The organism is uncultured Ruegeria sp. (assembly GCF_947489545.1).
Taxonomy (GTDB): Bacteria; Pseudomonadota; Alphaproteobacteria; order Rhodobacterales; family Rhodobacteraceae; genus Ruegeria.
This window is the reverse complement of sequence record NZ_CANLDZ010000007.1, coordinates 160,881-179,617: the sequence shown is the minus strand read 5'-3', so window position 1 is coordinate 179,617 and position 18,737 is coordinate 160,881. Positions and strand designations below refer to the sequence as shown.

The window sequence follows — 18,737 nt, the reverse complement described above, 5'->3', positions numbered from 1 at the left end:
GTGGGAAAAATCTGAAGATATGTCAGCTGATCTTAGTTGGCGCCAGCTGCTCTTGCTGCCGCAGCAGCCCCATTTTCCTAAGCAGAATTGTGTTGACGCGCCGCACATCAAATACAGCTTCTGCGCGTATGCGCGCGGCTTGCCCCATCTGCGAAACCAAATCGGGTTGGTCCAAAAATTTTGCCATTGCTTTGCTCAACGCTTGCGGGTTGCGCATCGGTACGACGAAACCCGTTTCGCCTTCGATGACCGGGTCAGAGCACCCCGGCGCGTCCGTGGTTACGACAGCGCGTCCGGTCGACATCGCCTCAAGGATTGTCCGCGGTATTCCTTCTCGATAGGCCGAGGGCAAAACAAAGACCGAGCAGTCTTTCAAATAGGGGCGAACATCTGTTGTCTCGCCCAGATATTCAACGACACCTTCACGCGTCCAGGTGTCTATCTCACGCTGACCGACCGAGTCTGGATTGGCATCCATCGGCCCCAACAGCTGAAACCGGGCCTGAGGGTGTTTGCGCTTTAGCAGACGCGCTGCTTCGACAAAGTCAAAAACACCCTTCTCTTTTAGAAGCCTCGAGATCATCAAGAACACAGGTGGCCCATCGGGTGGGCTTGAATGCGCGTATTTCGTCAGGTTCACCCCAGACCCCGGCACGATGCTCAACTCTGTGCCTGCACTGACCATCCCACGGGCCTGAAACTCTTCTTCATCGGCTTTGTTGTAGACCAGCAGTTCGTCAACGCCCCTCAGTGAAAACCGGTACAGGTTAGATGAAAGTACGCGGACCAGCCGTCGTTTCAGGCTGGTATTCTGGGCATTGAACACATAGCCCAAGCCTGTGCACATCGCATATTTTCGCGGCACACGCGCCAGTCGTGCTGCCAGGCATCCATAGATGATTGGCTTCATTGTGTAGGCAAAAACAGTATCCGGCTCAAAGTCTTGGAATATGCGCTTTAACGCGCGCACGGTTCCAATGTCTTCGATCGGGTTCATACCAGTGCGGGACATTGGAAATTCTACAAACTTGACGCCGATGTCTCGAAGCGCGGCCTCGCTGGGCGCGTGGCGTTCCGGACCACAGGCAATTACCTCGGCCCGCATCGACATTTCACGCAACAGATCATAGCGGAAATTGACCAGCGAAGATGTCAGATTGGCAACAACCGCAATCTTGCGAACAGGTTTAGTTTGTCCGGTTTTTCGGGGTTCAAGTGATTGCAATACAACACACTCCAGTCACTTGCTATCCAATCCACACGGTCGGAAATCAATCAACATCTTAAACAAAATACGCCCGAAATTGTGCTGGCTGATGACCAATGTCAACACGTCACTGAGCCCGTCTCAAAGGCCGCCCAACCAAGGGAAGCTTGATTTCCCGCCCAGTCAGACAAACTGACAAGCCAAGCATCCAAGGCACCAGCCAGAACCGGGCGTAGAAATGGGGCGATGTATTCAGAACCATCATCAACATCATCAGAATTGTAACAGCCAGTGCCGTGTCTTTCGCCCCACCCATCATCATCTTGTAGCGCCAGATCACGTAGATTCCGGAAGCAAACAATCCAGCCAAACCCACAAGAGAAACGGCGCCGCCTTCTGTCAAAGTCAGTAAATAAGCATTGTGTACAGGTGCGCCGATTGCACTTTTTTCTTCGTACTGGTCGATGCCATATCCCAACCAAAGCGTTTCATTTCCGAACTTCATGGATTCCTGTATCAGAAACAACCTGTCATCAATGGTGCCGGACTCACTGATGTCGGCGTTACGAACCGCCGAGAACACGCGCTCCTGAAACACTTCGGGCAGGAAAAACTCACCAAACAGCACAGCCGCGATGAAGAAGAGGACGACACCGATTGTCAGACCAACGGTTGCTTTCACCGATCCGGTCAGCAAAACAAAAAGCGTGACGCCTACGATACACAAATAGAAAGCTGTATTTGATCCTGTCAGTAGCACCCCATAAGTCACTGGTAAGAAAAGTAAGATTGCACCCAGAGTTGTCACGCGATGCACACCCCGCAACCACACAAGAAACACCAGTGATAGTGCTGCCAGAACCCCTGATTCATTTTCCTTCTCGAACAAGCCGCTGAGACGTCCATTTCCGCTTACAAAATCGTTTCGACCAGGGACGAAGTTGACGTAGTAAGCGCCATGGATCATCGCCAGCGCAATAGAAAGGACAAAAAGGAAAATCAGCGTCTCTGTTTCTTTCCGTGATCGTCTCAGGATGATCCAGGGCAGAAGCACAAAGGAAAAACAGTACTGCATAAGCCCCAGCGCACCCGCCATCGCATCACCATTGATGATCGATGCCGCGGCAAAGCCCGCCAGAAAAGTCAGTACTGATGCGAACCAGAGGGTAGAGGCCGATCCCAGCGGGCGAAGCGGCAGGCGCCCCTTGAACAAAACCACGAAAAAGGCCAGGAGAATGAAGAAATCTCCAAGCGTAAAGAACACGAACCCCGGTCGAAAATAGTTCAGCGGCGAGAAAAAGACCGCGATCGCAACCAGTACAAATTCAAGTCGTGTTTCCGGCTTTGTGTGTGTTCGGATGACGTGTTCGTTGACAGATTTAAACATGATCCGACCGTGCCTATCCGAAATTCACAAGCTTTGTCGGCTCTAGATTCAATTGCCGTAGCTTTTCCAATGAGCGGACAATTTCCTCGACACCGGACGACTGGTCACGGGTGATAAACACCACGTTGTCCGTAAAGGAGAGCAACCGGCCAAGTACTGCGTTTTCGGTGATGGGAGGAACGAGAATAACTATTTGGTCATACAAATCGCTCAACGCCGCTGTCCCGGACCACATGTTGTGTGAATCGAACAGATCGACAGGCACCTGGTCATCAACCGACGGTCTGACGTATTTGACCTTGTCTGCGATTTCGACTGTTTCTTGCGTCATCAACAATGCGTTGCCCAACAACAGCGGCAGGCCGTATTGGGACCTGGCGCGGGGTAACAGGTCCGCGACCGAGGGGTCATCCGTCGGATCGATATCTATGAACAAGACACGCAAGCCGTCCTTGGCCGCAGAAACCGACAGGCACAGCGTGACAAAGGCGGATTGGTCGGTTTGTGAGGACGAGGTAATCACCATCCGTGCCGAGCCGTCCTGCGACAACCGATCCATCAGAACTGACAAAACATGCCGGGCGCCTTCGGCCCGAGGGTCGGGTGGCATGCGTTGATCGAACAATGCGATCAGTTCGGAAATGCTATGGCGCGCCGCGCGGGGAAACTGAGGAAAGGCCAATGCCCCTTGCAGCCCAAGCGCAGGGTGAACGGACCGGCGGACGAACAGCCGCTTGTTCAGCATTTCCCGCAGCAGGATGCAAATAAACGCAATGACCAGCGCGCTGGCAAAGCTGCCCGCCAGAACCGTATTTCGGTTTGGAAGCGCAGGTTCAAGCGGCGGCTGCGCGACTGAAATCTGACGCGCCAAAGGTTCCATCAATCCGGCATGAACCGCCAGATCACGGTTGCGTTGAAACAGAATCTGGCGTCGGGCCAATAGATCTTCAAGCCGTTGTTCCAACGTTATACGCTCTTGCGCCGCTTTCGAACGTTGCTCAAGCCGCGCTTGCACGCGTTCCGCGCGCTGTTCAAGCTGCTCGATCTCGGATTGGGGTGCGTCGCTTTCGGATAAGAACCGCAATCGGACCAAAACATTTCGAAGCTCGGCAGACAGGGCGGTGCCTTCAACGGTGTCATCCAATTGATTGGACAGGATGAGGTAGGACAACTCAGTTTCGATGCCGGAAATTTCTTCCTCTAACTCGCCCATTCGATCAACAAGCAAGTCGATTTTCTCATGCGCGCTGCTTTGCTGAATCTCTAGCGTCAGATCAATGTAAGTCCGTGCGATCTCGTTGGCGATCTGGGCGGCTCGGGTTGGGTTCGTGTCGTGAACCTGAATCCCGATCCCCAGCGTGTTCCGGTAAGGCGAAACAACATAGCTTTCCAGCAGTTTGGACGTTGTTTCTGTCAAGTTTTCAATGGGCGAATATGCGTCAGCAAGGCCCCGCATCAAAAGCGGATTATAGGTTGGGTCTTCATCAAGCCCCAATCGCTTAACGACTTTCTCAGCAAAATCCCGAGAGCGGATAATTTCCACCTCGGTCTGCATTTCCGACAGCGCGACCTCGAGGTTCGCGATCGGCCTAAGGTCCGCCCGGATCGTGACCCTGCGGTCATCCAGAACAATGACGGATCCGGTCACATATAGCCTGTCCTTGAACATGACGACCAAAACAGCAACCAACATGATCGCCGCAAACACCGACAGAAACAGGACCAGATTGCGTCGCACGATTGCACGAACGCCGACCAGACCAAGACGTTCGACCTGATCCTCATCCAGCTGCATTTCGCTGGTTCTGTCCGGTATAGTGTTCGAGATATTCACCCGGTCTGACCTTCTCTGTCTCTCGGCGCTTTCAGGGCCTTAGACCGCATCGTCGATTGTTTCGTCCCACTCTGCAAGAATGTTGTCTGGTGCCAGCCAGACCCGGCTTTCCATATCCGCATCCCGCATTCGTTGTAGCAACTCAGGAGAATTGGACAACCGAAGCACCGCCTGCGCCAATGCGTCGACATCTTCCAACGGGACCAAAAGGCCATTCTCTTCTGGCCGGATCAATTCGCGCGGCCCATAGGGGCAGTCAAATGAGACGATGGGCAAGCCCGTAACGCTTGCTTCGGCCAGCACATTTGGAAACCCTTCGTAGCGGGATGGAAACACCAGTATATCCGCGCCATCCATCCATTCCCCCGGCGCCGGGCTTGGACCCGGCAGTGAAACAACATCCGTCAAATCCAGACGATCTCGCTGAGCTTCCAGCGCTTTTCGCTCTGGCCCCTCACCATAAATGGTCAGCCGCGCCTGCGGATTGCCTTTCAGAATCTTAGGCATCGCCGCAAGCAGCAAATCGAACCCTTTTTGCCGGTCCAGTCGCCCCACCGCAACCAGGTTACTTGTCCCAGTGCCCAAATGCTCGCGGGCGCCGGCCGGCAAGGAGCAGGGATTGGAAATGATCCGGGCCTTGCGCTGGATCGCTCGTGGCAGGTCTTCGCTGGCTCTTTGCGTTTGCATGACCACCGTGCGTGCACGCCGGGCCAGCAAGTTTTGGGCGTGGCGCCACAACGGATGGGCAGATTGCGCACGCGGGTTGTTGCGCTCGGAAATAATCACCGGCGTAGGCCGATCCAATGTCGCCAGAAGCGTCAGAACATTGATCTTCGTCAGAAAGGTGACAACCACATCCGGCGAGACGTCCTGAACCACTTTGCGAATATGGCGAAACCGATCCAACTGCCCGCCATTCGCGTCGGCCACATGCAAGGTCACGTTGTCTGGATAAGGGAAATACGATCCACCCTCGGGCATGGTCAGGCCCGCGACGTGTACCTCGTCTCCACGCTCCAATCGGTGCGCAGCCAATATCGAGACAATCTTCTCAGCTCCCCCTGCCCCGAACCCGCCCTGAATGATCAACAGCTTCACGCGGGACTATCCTGACATCTTCTTGCGCGGCTCTTCGGCCTCGCGCAGCGGCGCAGCCGTCTGGTCATTCGGACCGGGTCGATTAAGCTCATGTTCAATGATTGGCCGGTTCAGATCTTTGGACTGCAGGAAGATGCGCCCGATATATTCGCCGAGAATGCCCAGAAACATGGCGTTCAGCGTCATCGATAGCAGCAAAAGGATGGTCGTTGTCGCAAAACCAGCAGGCCAGTCATGGCCAAAGACAACCTTGGCGATCAGATAACCGACCATCAGCAGGAACATTGAAAGCCCAACCGTCAAACTGATCATCGATGCCAGACGCAGAGGCAAAAGCGAATGGTTGATCAGCCCATCTACAGCCAGTGACAGCATCGCGCGGAAAGGGAATTTTGATTCCCCCGCAGTGCGCGCGGCACGGTCATATTCAAACCCAACCTGATTGAACCCCATACCGCTGATCAGACCACGAACATAGGGTGATCGGTCATCGACGCGGCGCAGCTCATCCAGGATGCGTCGATCCGTCAGACGAAACTCACCCGCGTTTCGCGGCAAATCATCGTCGCTGATCATGTCAATCAGCGCATAGAAACCACGCCGCGCGGCCGCCACAACCGGTCCGTCTGGCAGGCTGCGGCGGATGCCATACACAACGTGGTTCCCCTGTCTCCACAGGTCCAGCATCTGAGGGATCAGCTCGGGCGGATCCTGCATGTCGCAATCCAATTGAACAGCACAGGCTCCATTGGCCGAGCGATATGCTGTCAAGACCGAGGCCTGATATCCCATGTTCCGGGCAAACCGGATGACCCGGACGCGCGGATCGGCTGCCGCCATTTCGGATAGAATCTCATAGGTTCGGTCTTCGGAATGATTGTCGGTAAAGATGATCTCGGGCTCGTACCCGTCCAAACCGTCGAACACCGCGATGACCCGGTCATAGGCCATCTGCACGTTTTCTTCTTCGTTGTAGGCAGGAATGAGGATTGAAACGAGTGTCATGTTACCTGTCCTGTGACTTTGACGCCGGGAGTATGCCGCTTGGCCCAATCTACCGTGGTCTTCAAACCTTCTTCTAAGGCCACTATTGGCGCCCAGTCATAGCAGGATTTCATCAATCCCGGATGGTTTATCAAGTCGATTGCCGGGCCGCTTGCCGCGCCAAATTGCAGCAGTGCTGCGGGTGTTTCGGTCAATCGCTGCAAGATCAATGCAACTTCGCGGACCTTGGTTGGGATGCCAGTGCTGATGTTTACGACTGGTCCTGCTGCCAATGGGTCAGAACCCAGCAGAAGCAAACCACGCACAACGTCATCCACATGGATCAGATCCCGTGCATCTTCCGGTCTGTCAATTTGCGCGGTACGATGGTTCAGCAGGTTGTCGATGAGATAGGGAACAAGCTGCTGCCCCGTCTGTCCCGGCCCATAGGTCAAGGACAGGCGCGCGGTGACTGCCGGGAACGGCAACCGAGGTTGGAGCATCTCGAGGTACTTGGTGCCAGTCAGCATTGACGTACCGTAGCTGTCTCGCGGCTTTTCACACTGCGTTTCGACGTATGGAACAGGGTTTTCACCGTATTCCGCAATCGTTCCCAGCCGGACAAACGCACCCGGAGGTGCTGCGCAACTCGCCGACGCGTGCAAAACGTTCAAAAGGCTCTGGACGTTTTCATGTAAGCTTTCGGCAGCGTCAGACAGATCTGCGACAGCCGGAATGCGGGTTCTGGCTGCAGCGTGAAACACCAAATCGGGCCGACAATCATCGAACACGTTCCGGATGTCTGTACTGGTGGTCAGGTCTACTCGACGCAAATCAACGGCTGACGACATTTCACCCAGTCGGTCCGTAGACGCTGTCGGCCGCACAAGTGCTGTCACATGATCCCCACGGGCAGCGCATGCGCGAACCAGATGAGAGCCGATGAAACCGTTTGCGCCAGTAACCAGAACACGCATCATAACGTCTTGTCCGGGCGCCAATAATGCCCCAAATGTCTAAACATACCCATCTCTGCCTGCACGTCGTCGCAATCCTATTGTGCGCCTTGATAGTGCGTAACGGCCTCTTTTGGTTTCAACACAATGTCGGACTTCCGGCCCAGGAAAAACACCCCACTAGCGCCATCAACCCGATAAGGTTCCGGGATCAGACGGTCGAGGTACTGCGCCCAGAAAACGCAAAGCTTAGCCACTTTTCCTGCCGTGCGCGACCGGAACAACCCCCGAAACAGATAGTCCACGGACCACATGAATTGCACGCCCGGCCCGGCACTGGCCCCCGAGTCGATGCGTTCGAACGCGCGGAACAGATAGCGGTGCCCGCTTTCGGTGAACCGCGTGAAATCATAAGGGCCTTCGTGTACCTGCTGGAGAAAAGGCGTTTCCGCATAGATCAGACCACCTGGTTTCAGCACCCGGTGAATCTCGGACGCCACCTGGCGCGGGTCAAGCACATGTTCCAGCACAGCCTGAACGACCACACCGTCAAAGACATCATCCTGCATCGGAATGTCATGAGCATCCGCCACGAACTGAATATTCGGCGACTGATAGATGTCAAAGGCAAAGATCTGGACGTTGGGATCGTCATACAGTTTTCCCATCCCCTGCCCAACGCTGCCGCCGCCCACGATCAAAACACGAGGGTTTGGGTTTAGTGCCTTCATCTCGGACACAAACCGATCCACGTTACGCAAAGTGACCTGCTTGATCGGCGAAGCCAATCGTTTCAGGAATTTAATCGGGCCACGATACGCTGGTCGGTGGATCTGCGATTCAACCTCGATATCCGTTGGTTTAGGCGGCTCAATGACCGAGTCTTCATAGCGTACAAAAACCGGCACCCCGCCGTTGACGGCGCAAGGGCCAGACCCCTGCTTGAAGTCGTCCCGGATCAGATCCTTGATCGCCTCGGTCGGGGCCAGTGGCATCAGGATGCCTCCCGCGAGAGTCCGGCAGCATGAGGTGTCAGGAATTCAGTCACCTTTTCATGCATATAGTCGATCTGAGGCTGGGTCAGGCCATGGTGACACGCCAACAGGATACCGCCTCGCATAACCGAATCCGATACCGGGTAGCCCGCTGGATCGCTGCGATACTCCAAACCTTTCATAGCTGGTTGGCGCAGAATGTTGCCGGTAAAGACCGGGCGGGTCTGGATGTCGGATGTTTCCAGGAAAATCTGCAACTGGCGCCGGGTGAATGGTGCGTTCTCGCGGATGGTCAGCGGGAAGGCCAACCAACCTGTACGAGAGCCCGGTAGTTGTTCCGGCAGAATGAACCACTCTTCGTACTGCGCAAAGAACGCACGGTGGGCATCATATGCCTCTTCGCGAACCTTGATGTTGTTGTCCAGCTTGCCCAGCTGCACCAACCCGAACGCCGCACTCACTTCCGAGGGTTCCAGGTTATATCCTAGCGCTTCGAACAGGAATTTCGCATCATATTCAATGCCATCCAACTGTACGTTAAAGCGGTTTTCAATAGCCTCGGATTCCACAAACAGCGATGAGCTGCGCCCCCAGGACCGCATTAGCAGCGCTTTGCGAGCAAGCTCGTCATCATTCACACACAGCATACCGCCGTTGCCTGCGCCGTTGATGACGTGGCTGCCATAAAAGCTAGTGGTCGAAATGTCAGAGTATTTACCGGTACTGACGCCTTCCATCGTGGCGCCCAGCGTATCGGCGCTGTCCTCGATCACTTTCAATCCATGTGCATCCGCCAACTCGCGTATCTTGCGCCAATCAGGCAGGTTACCGATCAGCGATGGGATCATAACGGCAGACGTATTCGACGTGATCATCCGTTCGATTTGATCCACGTCGATGTTGTAGGTGCCTTCTGCGGCATCCACAAAAGCGGGCACCAGACCCTGACGCACCAAAGGCGCAACGGTTGTGGCAAAGGTCAGCGCGGGCGTGATAACCTCACTGCCTTTGGGCAGGTCCAGAATTTCGACCGCCAAATAGTTCGCTGATGAACCCGAATTGGTCATAATTCCGTGCGATTTGGCGAATAGAGTAGATACTTTCTCCTGCATTTCGCGCACTTTGGGGCCCATCTGGGTAGATGTCTTCAAAACCTCAACAACGGCATCAATCTCTTCCTGGCCGTGTACAGTCTGCCCGTAATTCACTCTCATTAATCTTACTCCTAAAAATACCGTTTACTGCGCTGCGACCGTCGGGCGGTCTGGTTCTACTGATGATATCAGGTGTTCAAAATGGTCGATCTGCGCATTTGTGATCTGCGCCATGTTCCCACCTGTGGCATGTGCCTTGTACCAATCTGCGGTCAGATTGATTGCGTCCTGTAATGTCAAGCGCGGGCGCCAGCCCAACCGGGTCTGCGCCTTTGTGCTGTCCAGCCGAAGAATGCCGGCCTCGTGTGGCGCGTCGGAGATCTGGTCTGCGAAGTCGAACACCGGCGCGCCTGCCCCCCAGGCGCGCTGGATCATGTCGGCCAACTGCCTAACATCAACGGTGCTGGAGACATCGGGGCCAAAATTCCAAGCCCCGGCATAGTTTTCCCCACCCGTCAGCATTTTCTCGGCAACCTGCAGATAGCCAGAGACCGGCTCCAGCACATGTTGCCAAGGTCGAACGCTGGCCGGGTTGCGGATCACAACCGGGTCGCCCTTAGACCATGCCCGAATGATATCCGGAACCAAACGGTCTTCACCCCAATCACCGCCGCCAAACACGTTCCCGGCACGCACAGTTGCCAGCCTGGGGCCGTTGGGGTCGGAAAAGAACGAATGCGCATACGACTGTGCAACAAGTTCGGTTGCAGCTTTCGAGGCGCTATAGGGGTCTTTGCCACCCAACGGATCGCTTTCGCGATAGCCCCAAACCCACTCGCGATTGTCATAACATTTGTCGCTGGTGATCACGATCACTGCCTTTAGCGACGGCATCTTACGGCCGATTTCCAGGACGTTGGCCGTACCTTGAACATTCGTTGCAAATGTTTCAGCCGGTTCGCGATACGATTTCCGAACAAGCGGTTGGGCCGCCATGTGAAACAGGATTTCGGCATCCACCGCTGCTAGTGTTTCCGATAGTTGGGCTGGGTCCCGGATATCGGCGAAACGACTATCGGTCGCTGCGCCGATGTCGCAGGCTTCGTACAAGGACGGTCCCGGCTCTGGCGGCAGCGACAGACCGGTAACACTGGCCCCTAGGCGCTGCAGCCAAAGCGACATCCAGCCGCCTTTAAAGCCACTATGCCCCGTCACAAGGACGCGGCGGCCATTAAACTGGCCGCCGAACATCTGAGTCTCATGAGCCGTCATTTTGCCCTCAAATTGCAACCGGGTATTCAGCCGAGGCTTGCTCACCAAATTGCATCCAGGGAGGCGTTTCTTCCTCGCTCAGTGCGTTCAGGGCGTTGCGGTCACGGATTGTGTCCATCGGATGCCAGAACCCGTCATGGCGGTATGCCATCAGCTCTCCGTCGCGGGCCATCTGAGACAGCGGCGACTGTTCCAATGGTTCTGTATCATCAACCATGTAGTCCATGACGCCCGGTTCAAACACGAAGTACCCGCCGTTAATCCAGGTCTCGCGCCGGCGTACTTTTTCAGTAAACGCATCCACACGATCGCCCTTCAATTCGATATTCCCGAACCGAGCAGGCGGTTGTACGGCGGTCACCGTTGCCAGTTTGCCGTGGGATTTGTGGAAATCGAGCAGCGCGTTGATGTCGATGTTACCCAAACCGTCAGAATAGGTGCACATGAAAGTCTCGCCCGGGTTCATCCACTCTTTCAAACGTCTGATGCGCCCGCTGGTCATGGTATGGGCCCCGGTGTCGACCACGGACACATTCCAGCCACCCGGTGCAGATGGCACCAGCTTCAACTCTCCGGTATCGAGAGCCACTGAGATGTTGTTCGCAATCAGGTGGTAATTGGCAAAGAACTGCTTCAGCAGCAGCGCCTTGTATCCGGCGGCCACGACGAAGTCGCGATGCCCGAAATGGCTGTAAATATCCATAACGCGCGCGATGATGGGTCTGCCGCCAACCTCGACCATTGGTTTTGGAATCGCGACTGTTTCTTCGGCGAGCCGTGAACCCAGCCCTCCTGCCAGAAGAATTGTTTTCATTCGTGCTACTCCCTCAAATAAACCTTTTCAAAAATCTACACTTTCACGTTGGAGCTCGGGGTGTTTCCGCCAACGAGTCATGAGCGGGTTTGGTGCTGCTCCGTCGTCATTCTGCCGCATCTGCGCGTCTTAAGTATATCACACCTTCGCCATAGCGGTTGTTTAACCCGTCTTTTTGCACTGCAGCGTAGCCATTTTCGTTCGCATATCGCAACAATGGGGCCTCAAGATCAGAATCATATCCTAATAGGAATGCTGAAGGTGGATTGGAATCAAACAGTGCCGGCAGGTCTTTTTCACCGGCCATAACGTATTGCTGAGCCAATTCAGGGTCGGTGTAAGGCGCGATGCGATAGGCAAATGGCCCGGTCGCCAATTCAGCGTAGACAGGCAGGTGTGCTTCCAGCGGGTAAAGCGGCATAAATGTTGCGACCGGCCCGTCAGGAGTTGCGCTTTCGGCGACAGCGTCGCGCAGGGCGGCCCCGCCTTTTGCGATCCGAGCCGACGTAAAGCTATCCGGCTTCGCCAGACTAAGGAGCCCGGGGGCAAGCCGGGGGGCACCCAGCAGGAACAACAATGCAAATCCTGCAAAACAAAGCGGAACCACTTGCGCTCGTTTTTCGTGAGGCAAGAGGCGATAGATCAAAGCGGCAAGCAAAGGCACCGCGATCAAAGGCTGGATGTAATACTGTGGGAAGCCCGGTGTCGGCACAAAGCTGAACAGTGCGGTCATGCCAAGCACCGCCAAAACCACAAGGATCTGACCCAGTCCGTTACGCTTTTGTGTCGATTTGGCTGCGCTGAGCACGCCAAGAAAGAACAAGATCATCAGGCCGATCAGGGCTGCACCGCTGAACCATGTCGCATACGCAAGCTGGATCTTTTTGCCCAAGCCCATGGCCAGACCGGGTTCTAAGGCTGCATTGGCCTGCCAATAAGCAATATGTGGCCCGGTATGAAACTTCAAAACATGTGCCAAAAACCCGGAAGGGTCCGCGGCAAGATACCAAAACAATGGCAAAGCGCCGACCAAACCACCGACCAGCACCGGCAGAACGACGGAACGCAACCGTTCAGAAAAAGGCAGATGCCACGGCAGCAGGAAAGCGGCGACCGCGACGGGTGGGATGAAAATCACCGCGCTGACTTTCAGGCCTGCTGCAATAGACAAAAGCAGACCAGATATCAGCAACTGAGCAAAGCGGGGTCGGTCCCGTAGTGTTTCGACAATAAACAGCCCTAGGCCCCATGCCGCAAATGGCAAAGGCAACAGGTTGTTACTGGCGGCCATACCGGCCTGGGTTTGAAGTGTTTCGTTAACGACCAAAACCACAACAAAGAACACTGACAACAGCGCTGAACCTGATATCCGCCACGTTGCCCAGCCGACGCCCGAGGCCAGCAAAAGCCAGGCGCAGAACTGGCCAAAGCGCGCGGATGCCAAAAGGCCCTCACCTCCGAATATCAGATAAAAACCCCGATAGAACCAAGCTGAGTTTGGGACGTGATTATAGAAGAAGTCTCCGTAAAGGCTTGCGTACCCCAGTAATTCCGCTGGCGGCACAAACATCAACTCGTCCCGGCGCAAGCCATACCCCATGATGCGCCCGTAAAGTGCTGCAAACAAAATGACCAGAACACCCGCAATCAGAACGCGCGTGAATACGCTGCCAAAAACCGCTCGGGCTGAAGTGCCTGATGTGTCGTTGTGGTGATCGGCATCCAGCATGGAATCTGCGGACTGCGTCATTGCGTTATCTCCTGCAGGCTTGGGCGCAGAGCGCGGGAGATTAGTATGTATGACAAGACAACCGTTGGCCCCAAGGCAATGGCCTGAGCCAGATAGGGATCAAGACCCACTTGCAACAGAGCCCATAAAAGAAAGGCGTTAAAGGCGTAAATCACAACATAAGACACGGCATAATGTGGCAGACGACCATAGCCTTGCACATAGAACACATAGCGACCATGCACCTGAAAATTCCAAAGCACGCCAACAACAAACTGTATCACCAATGCCAACTGAGGGTGCGCACCAGACCATACAAGGCCCGCAAATACGGTGTAGCCAAACATCGTGTTTACGACACCGGCACCCAAGAATCGCAGGATTTGGTGCCACCTCTGCTGGGTGGGGCGATATGCGCCAGAGTGACTTAGTCCTGACATTCCAATAACTCGCTCAAAAGAGCCCTTATTCACTCGTACTACACACAGCGGCGGGGTCGGGCCGCCAGAAAAAAAACATTAGACTATAATTTTAGCAATTGCCGACGGTTTCCAACGACTCTCGGGTTTGAAAGCCGTTCACCACATTCTTGGACGAGATCGCTGGAACTGCAGGCTTTGCCCGACGGTTCGTCAGATCCTTCGCTTCGATTGGGCGCAGTCCGTTGGCACCATAACCCGGCACCAGCTCTTTCAGCAATTTCTTGACGGCGAGGTCGTTTCCTTCATGCGCGGCCTGTTCCAACTTGAGGATCATGGCGCGCAGGCGCGCAGCTGACACACCTTCGGGAATTGCCGAAGACACGCCTGGAATACCACTGTCACGGTGTTCTTCGGTGACGTCGAACAACTCTTCATAAAGCTTTTCACCCTTACGGATGCCGATGAACTTGATGTCGACATCTTTGTACGGGACCAGACCGGCAAGGCGTATCATACGCTCTGCCAGATCGACAATCTTCACAGGGCGTCCCATATCCAGAACAAAGATCTCACCATGGCTGTCTTCAAGATTTAGACCTTTGGCTGCAGCAACCAGGGTCAACTGGACCGCTTCACGGATCGTCATGAAGTACCGTTCCATCTTCGGATCGGTAACTGTCAGCGGACCACCTTCGGAGATCTGACGCTGGAACAACGGGATAAGCGAACCAGAAGAACCCAGTACGTTACCAAACCGAACCGAGAAGAAGCGGGTTTCTTCGTCAGTCTCGTTGGTCACGCGGTCCTGTGCTTGCGAGTAGAACTCGGCAACACGCTTGGTTGCGCCCATAACACTGGTGCTGTTCACGGCCTTGTCGGTCGAAACCTGAACCATCGCAATTGCGCCCACGTTGCGGGCGGCATCGGCGACATTCCGTGTGCCAATCACATTGGTCAAAACACCCTCACACGGGTTCAGTTCCACCATCGGCACATGCTTCAGAGCAGCGGCGTTAAACACCAGCTCGGGACGATGACGTCCAAAGATCGAGTTTACACGGTCGGCGCTGCGAATATCGGCAACATAGATACGGCGCTTCACTTCAGGGAAGTTCTGGCCCAGATCCATATCGATCGAGTAGGCATTGTATTCGCAATTCTCGATCATGACGATTTCAGCCGGTTCAAATGAGGCGATCTGACGGGTCAGCTCGCTTCCAATCGAGCCACCTGCACCGGTGATCAGAACCCGACGTCCCTCGAACATCTCACGCAGCATCGAGCGTTCAACCGCCTTTTGCGGGCGATCCAGAATATCTTCGGGGTTTACGGTACGGATGCCCGAGCTTTCGGTACCCAACTCTTCCAAACCGGTCAGACGAGACACAGTGATGCTGTTGGCTTCGGCCCAGCGGGTCAGCTTGCGGATGCCATCACTCTCAAAGTGAGTCACGGGCTCCGTCAGCAGCAGGCGCTGGGGCAATGTTTCGCTGAACTTTAGACGCTCGATAACGACATCCGCATCCAGCAACGAACCGATGATCTTCACATCATGGAAGTAAAGGCCCTGGGTGTTGCGGGCGTCATCGATGATGCCAACAGGTTCGTACTTCGAGTCCGTATTGCTCAGCGAGCGAACAAACAGATCGCAGCTGGCACCGGTACCCACAAGGATCACCGGGATTTTGCCATCTGCACGTGTCGAACACCCTTGCACTTTGCGCTTGAACTCGGTGCTACGCGCCAGAATGCGCAGGCTTCCCAAGGCCGGAACGATCAAGAAAAATTGGATGACATACACAGCCAGTGGCACCTGAGCCGTAATCTGAACCGCCAGACCCAGCAAGGCCAGCGTCCCAACACACAGTGCGGATGCACGAACAATCAAGGAAACATCGCGCAAAGACGTCGAGCGTGTGTGGCGCTTGTAAATCCCGGACAGTGGCAAAATCGCCAACGCGACAAGGCACGACATAAGCACCAAGGGCACCAATACGGCCGCTGGCTGGGCAGGCAGCACGCCGCCATTTGCGAGCACCACCGCCACGACAACGGAAATCGCCGAAGCAAGCACATCGCCAATCACCAGACGGCGGTTCGCTCTCAGCTCATTAAGTTTTTGCTTTATTATGGACCCCAGGTCACCCAGCTTCAGCTCGGCCTCGGCCGCGCTATCACTAGCGGATCCATTTTTGAGCTTAACCAACTCACGCTCATACATACTCTGAACTCCGGCGTACAAATTGCCCAACTACCAATCGACTCAAATTGACGGACCGATAAACAGCCGTTCCGCCTCAAAGCCGCACTCATTCGCCAACACCCACATGGCGCCAGCAAGTTTGACTTATTTCGGTAAAAGTCCCCCACAACGGTCCAAGTACAAGAAATAACAGTACCCGAAACCAAGACCCCCTTCTCACTCATACAAACCAAACTAATATTCAAACCAACCGAATACATCGGCCAATATCGTCTAAATATAGCGTTAGCGTATCACAGCGATAGCCGGATCAAAACGCTTTTTTAACATTCTGGACATCATTTGACCAAAGAAATGTCCAATTTCCCAGTGTTCGCTTGCTGTTCACTCTGTTTATGAACACCGGAACCAAAGCTCGCTAGTCAGATACGAGAGTGCCAACACTGGGCCTTTGTTTCCACTTCGGAAACTTAGCGGACACATGATCATGAGAAGCACTCAGTTGATTCGCTCCGGCTGGTGGTTTTGAGCCCCGGCCCACGCATGGCTGACACCCGGATCATGCTTTTCGATCCGGGCAATGTCGTCGGCATAAAAGTCGCCCATGCGCTTAGCTAAATCGTCAGTCAGAGCAGGATATTCCACTTGCCGAGCGACAGCGTTGCGCAAGGATCGAACCGGCCAAGTGTTGCGCACAGGGTCCAACACGAAGCGAACAGGCGCTAACGCTTTGCGCAGAGGCAGCGGAACCATTGCTTCGTTCTTGTCTTTCACCTTCTTTTTTACAGGCGGCTCCAACATGTCCTTGAGGTTTAGGTGCGCCCTGACTTTCTCTAGGTTACCCGTTGGGTTTGCGCGGACGTCTTCGAACGCCAGCAACAAAACCTGATCGGCCGGGAACAGATCATAGAAACGGTCGAGGTGATGGGCATAGCGACCGTCCGATAGAAACCGACCATTCGCAGCCCGGGCCGGATCAAGGTAGTCTTCAATTCGGCCGGTGACTTCGCCACGACGAAACAGCATGCAATAGTCGGAATAGGCCCTTTGCACCGGGTCACGCATCTGCAGGACCAATCGGGCATTGGGGGCAAAATCACGGATGCGCTGAGCGGCCTCGGGCACAGTCAGGTAGGAGTTTGATTTCTCGCCGATCAAGCCCGAAGTATCACACCCTTCAAACTGCTTCCGATACCAGCCGACCCCCCTATCATATTCGCGGGAAAAAAAGTGCAACTCAGGACCCGGCATGTAAATGGCCGGCGTTTGCATCAGCGACTGCTGCAACCACGTCGTGGCGCATTTTGCGGCACCAATAATCAGAAAATCGACAGGGCGGTCATCGGGCAACGTCATGATAAAAACTCGTAAACTAGAACTTTGGGGGCCATCCCCCGGCAAACTAAAATCATCAATTTGAGGTCAGAACAGTTCGTCTGACAACTTCGATTGTATCACCTGGCCGGACAAGATCAGTGCCCGTGACGCGCTGTGTTTGACCATCAACGCCACGTGTCACAACAAATTCTATGATCGTTTCGCTTGCTACATCATCTTCACTTAGCAAGCCCGCCGCCGCCAGCTCACCGTGCAGGGTTGTTGCTGTCTCTAACCTTGTCTTCAGTGACGCCAGTTCGCTTTCCACGCTGTTCAACTGAACCAGCGTGTCCGAGCGCGCGTTATCGTCCAGCTCCAGCGCGTCTCGTTCCGCACGGTTCAAATCCTGCCGAGCGACCAACAGCGCAACTTCCTGATCCAGTCTTTTTGATTCAAGATCATTCAGCTGATTGGTCATGGTTGTGACCCTGTTTGAAACTGTCAGACCCTTTTCCTTAAGCGAGTTCAGGTTTTCGAGTTCTTTGCTGACATTTGCGATTTGGATGTTGCGTAGTTCCAGCTGGGTCGTCAGGCTGGAAATCTGCTCTTTCAGAAGGTTTTGTAGATCTTGTATGCGTTCGCCTACACCTTCGCGTGCGGACATGGTTGCCTTCAGTATCTCGCCTTCAAGCCCCGTCGGAGGTTCAGGCAGCTCTCCACTATTCTCGTCGCTTTCCAAAATTGCCAGATCCGCAACCAACCGTTGCTTTTCCTGCTCCAGCTCTCCGATCTGCGTCGACAGCAAGCGAATTTCGCCACCCATGCGCAGAATCTGGAAATCATTGCTTGACGAAAATTCAATCGGTGGCCGGATAGTGCCGCCTGCCAAGGCCAGCACCTGCTGCGCGGTAATCCCGAAATGAAAGTCATACGCGCCCGGCGAGTTTACGTCGCCAAGTACGTAAATGGGCAGGTGGCCCACAACTTCCAACGCGATCCTGGGCGGCTCTGCCATGCCGATCTGACGGCGGAACTTCAGTTCCAGCAGCGCGGCCAGTTCCGCCGGGGTGTGCCCTTCGGCTTCAACCTGACCCACAAGCGGGACCATCAAAGTCCCGTCTCCGGTGATCGAGTACTCGCCAGTCACACCATCCCAAGTCACATATGTCGTAGAGGCTGAATCCCAGCGCATCGCCTTGAGAGACACCCGGTCCTGCGGCAACAAGCGATAGCCTTCGGCCAAGACCGAGCTGGCCGCCATCGCAAAAATCAAAAGGAATATTCTGAAACAGCTGTTCAAAATCTTGTCTCCCAACTCACTAACGCTGCAGGGCGTGCGACCATTTCCAGATGATCAGACAAAACTCTGCGGTACCAATTCTTACACAATGATCAAAACCGATCGACCAATCACGCGCTGAAAAA

The 18,737-nt window shown here is 54.7% G+C and carries 15 protein-coding genes; all 15 read right to left on the bottom strand.

Annotated features, from left to right (window positions below; genetic code table 11):
• Window positions 1-22 precede the first annotated feature (22 nt).
• A complete protein-coding gene (locus Q1B13_RS12205; RefSeq protein WP_299080178.1) occupies window positions 23-1,225 on the bottom strand; it encodes a glycosyltransferase family 4 protein in 1,203 nt (400 codons plus the stop codon).
• Between the two features lie 109 nt (window positions 1,226-1,334).
• Entirely contained in the window at window positions 1,335-2,594 is a 1,260-nt protein-coding gene (locus Q1B13_RS12200) for an O-antigen ligase (protein ID WP_299080181.1), read from the bottom strand.
• Window positions 2,595-2,607: 13 nt separating this feature from the next.
• A complete protein-coding gene (locus Q1B13_RS12195) occupies window positions 2,608-4,428 on the bottom strand; it encodes a hypothetical protein (RefSeq protein ID WP_299080183.1) in 1,821 nt (606 codons plus the stop codon).
• A gap of 39 nt (window positions 4,429-4,467) precedes the next feature.
• The gene (locus Q1B13_RS12190) at window positions 4,468-5,526 is read right to left on the bottom strand and encodes a glycosyltransferase family 4 protein (RefSeq protein WP_299080186.1); all 1,059 of its coding nucleotides are present in this window, start codon (window positions 5,524-5,526) and stop codon (window positions 4,468-4,470) included.
• A gap of 6 nt (window positions 5,527-5,532) precedes the next feature.
• A complete protein-coding gene (locus Q1B13_RS12185) occupies window positions 5,533-6,531 on the bottom strand; it encodes a glycosyltransferase family 2 protein (RefSeq protein ID WP_299080189.1) in 999 nt (332 codons plus the stop codon).
• Complete coding sequence (locus Q1B13_RS12180; RefSeq protein WP_299080192.1) at window positions 6,528-7,490, bottom strand: NAD(P)-dependent oxidoreductase; 963 nt, start codon at window positions 7,488-7,490, stop codon at window positions 6,528-6,530. The genes Q1B13_RS12185 and Q1B13_RS12180 overlap by 4 nt, the downstream gene beginning before the upstream one ends.
• A gap of 74 nt (window positions 7,491-7,564) precedes the next feature.
• Window positions 7,565-8,461, bottom strand: coding sequence for a class I SAM-dependent methyltransferase (locus Q1B13_RS12175; protein WP_299080195.1), 897 nt, complete (start codon window positions 8,459-8,461; stop codon window positions 7,565-7,567).
• On the bottom strand, window positions 8,461-9,675 hold the full coding sequence (locus Q1B13_RS12170; RefSeq protein ID WP_299080197.1) for an aminotransferase class I/II-fold pyridoxal phosphate-dependent enzyme: 1,215 nt from the start codon (window positions 9,673-9,675) through the stop codon (window positions 8,461-8,463). Before Q1B13_RS12170 ends, Q1B13_RS12175 begins: the two co-directional genes overlap by 1 nt.
• Window positions 9,676-9,699: 24 nt before the next feature.
• Window positions 9,700-10,827, bottom strand: coding sequence for a CDP-glucose 4,6-dehydratase (rfbG, locus tag Q1B13_RS12165; RefSeq protein WP_299080200.1), 1,128 nt, complete (start codon window positions 10,825-10,827; stop codon window positions 9,700-9,702).
• A gap of 7 nt (window positions 10,828-10,834) precedes the next feature.
• A complete protein-coding gene (gene rfbF / locus Q1B13_RS12160) occupies window positions 10,835-11,641 on the bottom strand; it encodes a glucose-1-phosphate cytidylyltransferase (protein ID WP_298935030.1) in 807 nt (268 codons plus the stop codon).
• Between the two features lie 106 nt (window positions 11,642-11,747).
• Window positions 11,748-13,391: a hypothetical protein gene (locus Q1B13_RS12155; RefSeq protein WP_299080203.1), complete on the bottom strand. Its 1,644-nt coding sequence runs from the start codon at window positions 13,389-13,391 to the stop codon at window positions 11,748-11,750.
• Window positions 13,388-13,810 (bottom strand): GtrA family protein, encoded by a 423-nt coding sequence (locus Q1B13_RS12150; RefSeq protein WP_298935032.1) that lies wholly within the window; start codon window positions 13,808-13,810, stop codon window positions 13,388-13,390. The genes Q1B13_RS12155 and Q1B13_RS12150 overlap by 4 nt, the downstream gene beginning before the upstream one ends.
• 91 nt (window positions 13,811-13,901) lie before the next feature.
• The gene (locus Q1B13_RS12145) at window positions 13,902-16,013 is read right to left on the bottom strand and encodes a nucleoside-diphosphate sugar epimerase/dehydratase (RefSeq protein WP_299080206.1); all 2,112 of its coding nucleotides are present in this window, start codon (window positions 16,011-16,013) and stop codon (window positions 13,902-13,904) included.
• A gap of 480 nt (window positions 16,014-16,493) precedes the next feature.
• Window positions 16,494-17,351 carry a sulfotransferase gene (locus tag Q1B13_RS12140; RefSeq protein ID WP_299080209.1) on the bottom strand — a complete coding sequence of 286 codons (858 nt, stop codon included), beginning with the start codon at window positions 17,349-17,351 and terminating at the stop codon, window positions 16,494-16,496.
• A gap of 55 nt (window positions 17,352-17,406) precedes the next feature.
• Entirely contained in the window at window positions 17,407-18,612 is a 1,206-nt protein-coding gene (locus Q1B13_RS12135; RefSeq protein ID WP_299080212.1) for a polysaccharide biosynthesis/export family protein, read from the bottom strand.
• Between the last annotated feature and the right edge of the window lie 125 nt (window positions 18,613-18,737).

Bases quoted from the DNA above. Each gene is read 5' to 3' on its own strand.
- Q1B13_RS12200 (WP_299080181.1), bottom strand. From the start codon at position 2,594: ATGTTTAAATCTGTCAACGAACACGTCATCCGAACACACACAAAGCCG.
- Q1B13_RS12185 (WP_299080189.1), bottom strand. From the start codon at position 6,531: ATGACACTCGTTTCAATCCTCATTCCTGCCTACAACGAAGAAGAAAAC.
- Q1B13_RS12180 (WP_299080192.1), bottom strand. From the start codon at position 7,490: ATGATGCGTGTTCTGGTTACTGGCGCAAACGGTTTCATCGGCTCTCAT.
- Q1B13_RS12175 (WP_299080195.1), bottom strand. From the start codon at position 8,461: ATGCCACTGGCCCCGACCGAGGCGATCAAGGATCTGATCCGGGACGAC.
- Q1B13_RS12170 (WP_299080197.1), bottom strand. From the start codon at position 9,675: ATGAGAGTGAATTACGGGCAGACTGTACACGGCCAGGAAGAGATTGAT.
- rfbG (WP_299080200.1), bottom strand. From the start codon at position 10,827: ATGACGGCTCATGAGACTCAGATGTTCGGCGGCCAGTTTAATGGCCGC.
- rfbF (WP_298935030.1), bottom strand. From the start codon at position 11,641: ATGAAAACAATTCTTCTGGCAGGAGGGCTGGGTTCACGGCTCGCCGAA.
- Q1B13_RS12155 (WP_299080203.1), bottom strand. From the start codon at position 13,391: ATGACGCAGTCCGCAGATTCCATGCTGGATGCCGATCACCACAACGAC.
- Q1B13_RS12150 (WP_298935032.1), bottom strand. From the start codon at position 13,810: ATGTCAGGACTAAGTCACTCTGGCGCATATCGCCCCACCCAGCAGAGG.
- Q1B13_RS12145 (WP_299080206.1), bottom strand. From the start codon at position 16,013: ATGTATGAGCGTGAGTTGGTTAAGCTCAAAAATGGATCCGCTAGTGAT.
- Q1B13_RS12140 (WP_299080209.1), bottom strand. From the start codon at position 17,351: ATGACGTTGCCCGATGACCGCCCTGTCGATTTTCTGATTATTGGTGCC.